General features: G+C 45.8%; 6 protein-coding genes. 5 read left to right on the top strand and 1 reads right to left on the bottom strand.

Annotated features, from left to right (window positions below):
- Positions 1-219: 219 nt before the first annotated feature.
- On the bottom strand, positions 220-1,452 hold the full coding sequence (hutI, locus tag AAEZ00_RS20150) for an imidazolonepropionase (RefSeq protein ID WP_351089650.1): 1,233 nt from the start codon (positions 1,450-1,452) through the stop codon (positions 220-222).
- A 133-nt stretch (positions 1,453-1,585) separates the two neighbouring features.
- Here hutI and hutC point away from each other — a divergent pair, with 133 nt between their 5' ends.
- The 5 genes from hutC to AAEZ00_RS20125 form a co-directional block, all read left to right on the top strand.
- Positions 1,586-2,290 carry a histidine utilization transcriptional repressor HutC gene (hutC, locus tag AAEZ00_RS20145; RefSeq protein ID WP_101033367.1) on the top strand — a complete coding sequence of 235 codons (705 nt, stop codon included), beginning with the start codon at positions 1,586-1,588 and terminating at the stop codon, positions 2,288-2,290.
- A 109-nt stretch (positions 2,291-2,399) separates the two neighbouring features.
- The gene (gene hutU, locus AAEZ00_RS20140) at positions 2,400-4,070 is read left to right on the top strand and encodes a urocanate hydratase (protein ID WP_351089648.1); all 1,671 of its coding nucleotides are present in this window, start codon (positions 2,400-2,402) and stop codon (positions 4,068-4,070) included.
- Between the two features lie 3 nt (positions 4,071-4,073).
- A complete protein-coding gene (gene hutH / locus AAEZ00_RS20135) occupies positions 4,074-5,612 on the top strand; it encodes a histidine ammonia-lyase (RefSeq protein WP_351089646.1) in 1,539 nt (512 codons plus the stop codon).
- Between the two features lie 347 nt (positions 5,613-5,959).
- On the top strand, positions 5,960-7,228 hold the full coding sequence (locus tag AAEZ00_RS20130; protein WP_351089644.1) for a mechanosensitive ion channel family protein: 1,269 nt from the start codon (positions 5,960-5,962) through the stop codon (positions 7,226-7,228).
- 27 nt (positions 7,229-7,255) lie between these two features.
- Positions 7,256-8,746: alpha/beta fold hydrolase (locus AAEZ00_RS20125; protein ID WP_351089642.1), on the top strand; the 1,491-nt coding region annotated here is incomplete at its 3' end.

The raw sequence follows: 8,746 nt of genomic DNA, 5'->3' as shown, positions 1-8,746 counted from the left end.
AAAATTAATTTTGAAAGCCTGCTGGCTCTAGCTTGCTCTATAATTTGGCTGCCAATGTGAAAGATCAACAGCCCCTAATAATATTCGTTCCGTATTTCGAGATGACGCCAATAACAAGGTCACGAGTGATAACGTATTAGCACTCGTGACGATAAAATAAACAAAGTGTTTTGGCTTTAGTGGCGGGTGAGTTTAATGATACAAATTGAGTACTATGACTTAATTGGGTAAGGCAACCACTTGGCCATTTTTCACTACGGTTTTACAAGGGGTAACTCCATAAGCATAAGCTAGTTGTGCTGGGGTGGTAATGTCCCATAAACAAAAATCAGCTTGCATACCTATGGCAAGGTGACCGACTTTTGCTTCGAGGCCTAAGGCTTTAGCGGCATTAATGGTTACGCCTTGTAAGGCTTCTTCAGGGGTAAGTTTGAATAGCGTGCAGGCCATATTAAGCATTAATAAGGTTGAGCAAATAGGCGATGACCCAGGATTAAAATCGCTGGCAATCACCATTGGCACCTTGTATCGACGCAATAAATCAATTGGCGGTAATTGGGTTTCGCGTAAAAAGTAAAATGCCCCAGGTAGCAAGGTTGCGCAGGTACCGCTTTCGCTAATGGCTTTAACACCCGCTTCGTCTAAAAACTCAATATGATCAACCGACTTAGCCCCTAGTTTAGCGGCTAACGCACTGCCGCCTATAATGGATAATTGCTCGGCATGCAGTTTAAGCTGTAATCCTGCTTGTTTGGCTGCGGTTAATATCCGCTCAGTTTGCTCAAGGTCAAAGGCTATATTTTCACAAAATACATCCACAGCATCAGCAAGGTTTTCAGCAATCACCGCGGGGAGCATGTCATTAATCACTAAGTCGACATACTCGTTGCCACGGTCTTTATATTCAGGTGGAATGGCATGAGCGCCTAAAAACGTGGTGCAAACATCAATGTGGTGATGTTCGCCGAGTTCTCGTGCTACGCGGAGTAACTTAAGCTCGGTTTCGGTGTTTAAGCCGTAGCCGGATTTAATTTCAACCGTGGTGACGCCTTCTCTGGCTAAGGCGTTTAAGCGTTGTCGACCCAGTTCAAACAGTTCGACATCGTCTGCATCGCGACACGCGTTAACGGTCGAGATAATACCGCCGCCAGCACGGGCGATATCTTGATAAGTAGCGCCTTGTAAACGTTGTTCAAACTCATCGGCGCGATTTCCGGCAAACACTAAGTGGGTGTGTGCATCGATAAGCCCGGGCGTTATCCAACCACCTTTACCTCGGTAAACCGGCGTTGCCAGTACATCAAATTCAGGCAGTTCACTGCGCGGACCAACCCAGGCTATTTTGCTATCTTTTACTGCGATAGCTGCTTGAGTTATCGCCCCGTAAGCCCGTTGAACACTCGGGTCCATGGTTGCAATATTGACATCAATCCACACCTGATCCCACGACATAAAAACCTCTGAAAATGAGTTATTAACCAATCGCTAAACAATACTTGTTTTAACTTGTATATACAAGGTAGGATGACTGATGTGTTTTTAAACAGCAATGACATAATTGTCTACAAAACCGAGATCTGCTGACATGGCCCAAGCAAAGTTTGCCCAAATAAAACAATTTATTTTGTCGCGTATTGAGACGGGCGAATGGCAAGAGAACGATCGCGTGCCGTCTGAAAACCAATTGGCCGAGATATTTTTTTGCAGCCGCATGACCGCAAGACGTGCCTTGACTGAGCTGGTGGAGTCAGGTGTGTTAGAGCGCACCCAAGGCATAGGCACTTTTGTGGCAGGATTTAAATCGCAATCGTCATTACTGACTATTCGTAATATTGCCGACGAGATAAAAGACCGCGGTCATGGATACAGTGTCAAACAGCTCGAATTGAAACAAATCGATGCTACGACCGCTGTGGCTAATGCCCTAGGGCTAGAGGTTGGCAGTCCAGTATTTTACTCGGTGTTAGTGCATTGCGAACAAGGCTTGCCACTGCAAGTTGAAGAGCGCTTTGTTAACCCACAGCTTGTGCCTGATTACCTGCAACAAGACTTTATTATACATACTCCCCATGAATATTTATCGGCCGTGGCGCCACTGACAGAAGCTCGGCATACCGTTGAAGCCATTATGGCTAACGAGCTGTTACAGCAACGTTTGGCTATTGCGGCGACTGAACCGTGTTTACAAATTTTACGTCGTACCTGGTCACGCCAAGGTGTGGTCAGTTTTGCACGCTTAGTGCATCCGGGCAGTAAGTTTAAATTAACCTCAGCTTTGGTTAAGAGATGATACGAATAAGTATCACTTTAAACCTTAGCTGACAGTCATAACAATAAGACATAAACCAACAAGACCAATAAAAAAACCAAACCTAAGATAGTCGGTTGAAGAGGATAATATGGATAAACGACATGACCCAAGCCGTCGCATAATTGCGCCGCACGGTACTCAATTACAGTGTAAAAGCTGGTTAACCGAAGCGGCAATGCGGATGTTAATGAATAACCTCCACCCAGATGTTGCCGAGCGCCCAGAAGACTTAGTGGTGTACGGTGGTATTGGTCGCGCCGCGCGCGATTGGCAAAGTTATGACAAAATTATTGAGGTGCTAAAGCGTCTTGAAGATGATGAAACCTTGTTGGTGCAATCGGGTAAACCCGTTGGGGTGTTTACCACCCACACTAATGCGCCGCGAGTGATTATTGCTAACTCAAACCTAGTGCCACATTGGGCTAATTGGGAGCATTTTAACGAACTGGATAAAAAAGGCTTGGCGATGTACGGCCAAATGACGGCGGGCTCGTGGATTTATATTGGCTCGCAGGGCATTGTTCAAGGCACTTACGAAACCTTTGTGGCTATGGCTAAACAGCACTTTAATGGTTCATCAGCCGGTAAGTGGATTTTAACCGGTGGCTTAGGTGGCATGGGCGGCGCGCAGCCATTGGCAGGCACCATGGCGGGTTATTCAGTCTTAACCTGTGAAGTGGATGAAACGCGTATCGACTTTCGTATGCGCACAGGTTATGTCGACAAAAAAGCTACTTCATTAGACCAAGCCTTAGCGATGATTGATGAAGCCAATCAAAGCGGCAAGCCTGTTTCGGTAGGCTTACTCGGCAATGCCGCAGATGTGTTTACTGAGTTAGTGACTCGCGGTATTACCCCCGATGTGGTCACCGACCAAACCTCGGCGCACGATCCCTTAAACGGTTATTTACCCCAAGGCTGGACCTTAGAATACGCAGCTAAAATGCGTAAAACGGATGAGGCTGCAGTGGTGAAAGCCGCTAAACAGTCAATGGCGGTTCAAGTTAGAGCTATGTTGGCATTGCAGGCAGCGGGCGCGGCAACCACGGATTATGGCAATAATATTCGTCAAATGGCCTTTGAAGAAGGCGTGGCGAATGCGTTTGATTTCCCCGGATTTGTGCCAGCCTATGTGCGGCCGTTATTTTGTGAAGGCATAGGCCCATTCCGTTGGGTCGCCTTGTCGGGCGATCCTGAAGATATCTACAAAACAGATGCCAAAGTCAAACAGCTGATCCCTGATAATCCGCAGTTACATAATTGGTTAGATATGGCGCGTGAGCGTATTGCGTTTCAAGGTTTGCCTGCACGTATTTGCTGGGTCGGCTTAAAAGATCGTGCTCGTTTGGCGTTAGCCTTTAATGAAATGGTCAAAAACGGTGAGTTAGCGGCACCGATTGTGGTTGGTCGTGATCATTTAGATTCTGGCTCAGTTGCCAGTCCAAATCGTGAAACTGAAGCCATGTTAGATGGTTCAGATGCGGTGTCAGATTGGCCATTAATGAACGCTTTACTCAATACGGCCAGTGGTGCTACTTGGGTATCGCTGCATCATGGTGGCGGCGTTGGCATGGGCTTTAGTCAACATTCTGGGGTGGTGATCGTGGCCGATGGCACGGATGAGGCTGCCGTGAGATTAGGCCGAGTATTGTGGAACGACCCCGCTACAGGGGTAATGCGTCATGCAGATGCTGGCTATGAGATTGCAAAAAATTGTGCCAAAGAGCAAGGCTTAGACCTGCCGATGTTAGGAGCGTAACCCATGTTGACTTATTTATTTGAACTTACACCAGGGACGTTAACCTTGGCACAAACCCGCGATATCAGCCGTAAGAGTGTCAAGCTGACCCTTGCTAAGGAAGCCATTAAAGACATTAATCAAAGTGCCGAAATCGTCCAACAAGTATTGCGCGAAGGCCGCACTGTTTACGGTATTAACACTGGTTTTGGTTTATTGGCGAATACTAAAATTGCCCCAGAAGATCTGCAATTACTGCAACGCTCTATTGTATTATCTCATGCCGCGGGTATTGGTAAATACATGCAAGATGCTACTGTGCGCTTAATGATGGTGCTAAAAATTAACTCATTAAGCCGCGGCTTTTCGGGCATTCGTTTAGAGGTGATTGAGTTTCTCATTCAGCTAGTGAATGCCGGTGTGTATCCGTGTGTACCAGAAAAGGGTTCAGTCGGTGCATCGGGTGACTTAGCGCCACTCGCTCACATGTGTTTGCCGTTATTAGGCGAAGGCGAAATGAGTTATCAAGGGCAGATTATTTCAGCAGCACAAGGCCTTAAAATCGCTGGGCTTGAGCCATTGGAATTGGCGGCGAAAGAAGGCTTAGCGTTATTAAATGGCACCCAAGCCTCAACAGCATTGGCGCTTGAAGGTTTGTTTAATGCCGAAGATTTATTTGCCGCCAGCTCGGTGATTGGCGCTATGAGCGTTGAAGCAGCGATGGGCAGTCGCAGCCCGTTTGATGTGCGCATTCATGCTGCCCGGGGGCAAAAAGGTCAAATCGATTCGGCAGCGATTTTTCGTCATTTGCTCACTAACGAATCGGAAATTAGCCTAAGTCACAGCAATTGCGAAAAAGTGCAAGATCCTTACTCACTGCGCTGTCAGCCGCAGGTGTTAGGCGCGTGTTTAACCCAAATCCGCCAAGCTGCAGAAGTGTTGGGTGCTGAAGCAAACGGGGTTACCGACAACCCCTTAGTATTCCAAGATACGGGCGATATTCTTTCGGGTGGTAATTTCCATGCTGAACCCGTGGCGATGGCGGCTGATAATCTTGCGATTGCGATTGCTGAAATGGGGTCAATTTCGGAGCGCCGAATGGCGTTATTGATTGATTCTAGCCTGTCTAAGTTACCGCCATTTTTAGTGGATAACGGTGGCGTCAACTCAGGTTTTATGATTGCTCAAGTAACCGCAGCGGCGTTAGCTTCTGAAAACAAAACCTACGCTCACCCGGCATCGGTAGACAGTTTGCCCACATCGGCTAACCAAGAAGATCATGTGTCGATGGCCACGTTTGCTGCACGGCGCTTACGTTACATGAGCGAAAATACCCGTGGCGTGTTGGCGATTGAGCTGTTAGCTGCCGCACAAGGCTTAGACTTCAGAGCGCCGTTGCAACCGAGCGCGGCCGTCGCAATGGCCAAAGCTGAACTGCGTGAAATCGTGACGTTTTATGATAAAGACCGTTATTTTTCACCCGATATCGACAACTCGGTTAACTTGTTGTGTCGCGCGAGCTTCAACAGGCTGTTACCACAAGGTATGTTACCGAGCTTTTAGTTGGGCTAAGTAACATATTATCAGCATGCTATATTGATGATAAATTGGATAAAAGGACTGCAAGGTCCTTTTTTATTGTCTTTTTTTTCCCATGGAAAAAAGATCATTTTTGTTTAATCATGCATGGGGATACTCAGATAAGTCAAAAATTTAAAATAATAGTGAAAAGAGTGGCTTGCATTTATATTCGGTATGTTGGCTGATAGTGTTGATGTTTCATTAACGTTCTACATCAACACAGGGCATAATGAGTATAGTGATAAGCCTACGAGAGCTTCATTGTTTTTATGCGGGCTAATGTAAGTCTGTTGATTGAGTAAAGATAAAAGATTGCTAAGGATTTGTTTGTGAATATAGATGTTCGAGTTGAAATCGCGGCTTGGTTAACCCAGTTAGGTATTAATAGCCAACCATCGGATGGCGTCGCCACCTTGATATTGATTTTTGCCTGTTTGATTGTGGCAGGTTTAAGTTATTTCATTACTCACCGATTTGTGGTTCACGGTGTGAATGCTGTGATCCGTCGTTCCTCGGTGACTTGGGACGATATTTTCATGCGTTTTAAGGTGTTTGAGCGTCTCGCTATTTTGGTGCCCATTTTAATCCTCGATTTATTGATCCCCATAGTGTTAACTGAACTCGAGTTGATCAGTGCGTTTATTGACCGTTTACTTAGCGCTTTGTTAGTGTTTTTTATTATTCGAGCTGTGTATGGCGGATTAAATGCCATCGATGAAATTGCCGATGTTAATCATGTTAATCGCCGTTTACCGGTAAAAAGTTTTGTTCAACTGACTAAGTTATTCTTGTTTTTCATTGGGTTAATTGTTGTGTTTGCGGTGCTAGCCGACCGGTCGCCTGTTTATTTCTTTAGTGGTTTAGGGGTTGCAACCGGTCTTGTTATGCTGGTATTTCGTGACACCATTTTAGGCTTTGTTGCTGGGATTCAACTTGCCGCTAATCGCATGGTGAGTAAAGGCGATTGGATCCAAATGGATAAATACGCTGCAGATGGCGCAGTTGAAGACGTGACATTGACGACAGTCAAAGTACGCAATTGGGACAATACGATCACCATGATCCCAGCCTATGCATTGGTCTCTGATGCATTTAAGAACTGGCGCGGCATGTCTGAGTCTGGCGGTCGACGGATTAAGCGTTCAATCAATATTGATGTTAATAGTATTCAATTTTTAACGGATGAAGAGCGTTTACGCTTGGGCAAGGTGAATTACTTAAAAGAATACTTGCCACAAATCTTTAGTGAAATTAGTGTCGCTAATGCCAATGTGAGTGATATCGAGATGAAGGTGAACGGTCGTCATTTAACCAATATCGGAACATTCAGAGCGTACTTACAAGAGTATTTACATCGTCATGAAAAAGTACATAAAGACATGACATTGATGGTTAGGCAGCTAGCCCCAACGACTGAAGGCCTGCCGATAGAGTTGTATATTTTTACCAATGATATTCGTTGGACCTATTATGAAGCCATTCAAGCGGATATTTTTGACCACATTTTTGCCGTGTTACCAGAGTTTGGTTTGCGCGCGTTTCAAATTCCCACAGGAACCGATATTCGCAGCATAAAGCAATGCACCGAACAAGAGTGATAAGCTGCCAGAGAGCGGACTTCTGCGGTGGTTAAATCACCTTTATTACTCTTGCTATTAATGGTGTCGTTCTTGTGGGCGATACCCGTGCCAGCCAGCTGGTTTAATGACATCAGTAGGCAAGTTGGTGCAATCGGTAATCAAAAACCATTGATGGTTGAACCGTTAACCGCGGCAGAATTAACTGATTACCCTGCAGGCTATCAATTTGAACGCGTGATAGTACCCAGCCACCAAGCGCCGCTGTTTGTGCTGCAAGCTGGGCTTGAGCATAGTGACACGGTTGTGCTTATTCATGGTTTAGGCGATTTAGCCTCTAAAGACTGGTTAACGGTTATTCCTGCATTGGCAAAGCAGTACCATGTTGTTGCTATTGATTTACCCGGTTTTGGCTTATCAAAAGGTGCTGTATTTACTTACTCGCCAAAAGAATATGCCAAGGTTATCGATTGGGTTGTAAGCCGTTACCGCCATCCAGATGCTCAGGTGCATTTAGTGGGCCACTCGATGGGGGCGGCGATCAGCTTATACTATGCTAGCCAATATCCTGGCAACGTTGAACAACTTGTGTTGGTCGATGCTGCTGGTATTTTGGACCGTACAGCCTATCTAAAGCAAATTTCTAAGAGGAACATGGCCAATAGCGAATTACCACAAGGTTTTCGCCGACTATTGGCGCGGGTTGATAATTTTGCTGACAAAATACTAGAGAAAACAGGGACAGGGTTTGATCCCACTCAGTTGCTGAGTCGCAACGAGTCTATTCGTAATATGACCATTGGCGAGCAAACGAATACCAATGCGGCATTAGCATTAATGGAACAAAACTTCTCTGTGCTTAATTACCAACAGATGCCCGCTACGCAGCTCATTTGGGGAGCGGATGATCAGGTTGCACCATTGCGAACCGCTCAAGCACTACTGCATATATTACCTAGGGCACAACTACGGGTTATTGACGGTGCCGGACATGTCCCGATGAAGTCTCATCAACGCATTTTTAATCAGATGCTGCTAACCAGCCTTGTGTCGACGCCTTTAGCTCGCGAACAAGGCTCTGAAAATCAAAGTAAGCGCATTGGCAAATGCTATCAAGATAGCCAACAATCTTTTTCGGGGCACTATGACCTGCTAATTATTGATGACTGTAAATTGGTGTTTGTAGATAATGCTGATGTAAACGAGCTCACTATCAGCGACTCGATTGTGACAATCAAGTCTAGCCGCATAGGTGTACCGTTAAACAAAATGATGATAACGCGCAGTACTATTAGCGCCACAGATACTCACTTTTTGGGTGGAATTAATAGTACTCAAAGTCGGTTTGATTTAGCCGGGGTAACATTTTGGGGTAGTTCTCCGGTGTTTATATCACAAGCGTCGACGCGGTTGGTGCTATCTTTAGTGCGGATCCATACACCAACCCATATTACCCGTTTAGGGTCGGATAGGCGACACCTGTTACCAAGTGCCGCCCTCCTAAGAACCGTACGTGCAACTTTCACTGCATACGGCTCA

The organism is Shewanella sp. S1-49-MNA-CIBAN-0167 (genome assembly GCF_040310145.1).
Classification (GTDB): domain Bacteria; phylum Pseudomonadota; class Gammaproteobacteria; order Enterobacterales; family Shewanellaceae; genus Shewanella; species Shewanella psychromarinicola.
The sequence above is the reverse complement of the archived record's forward strand: the minus strand, read 5'-3'. Positions and strand labels throughout refer to the sequence as shown.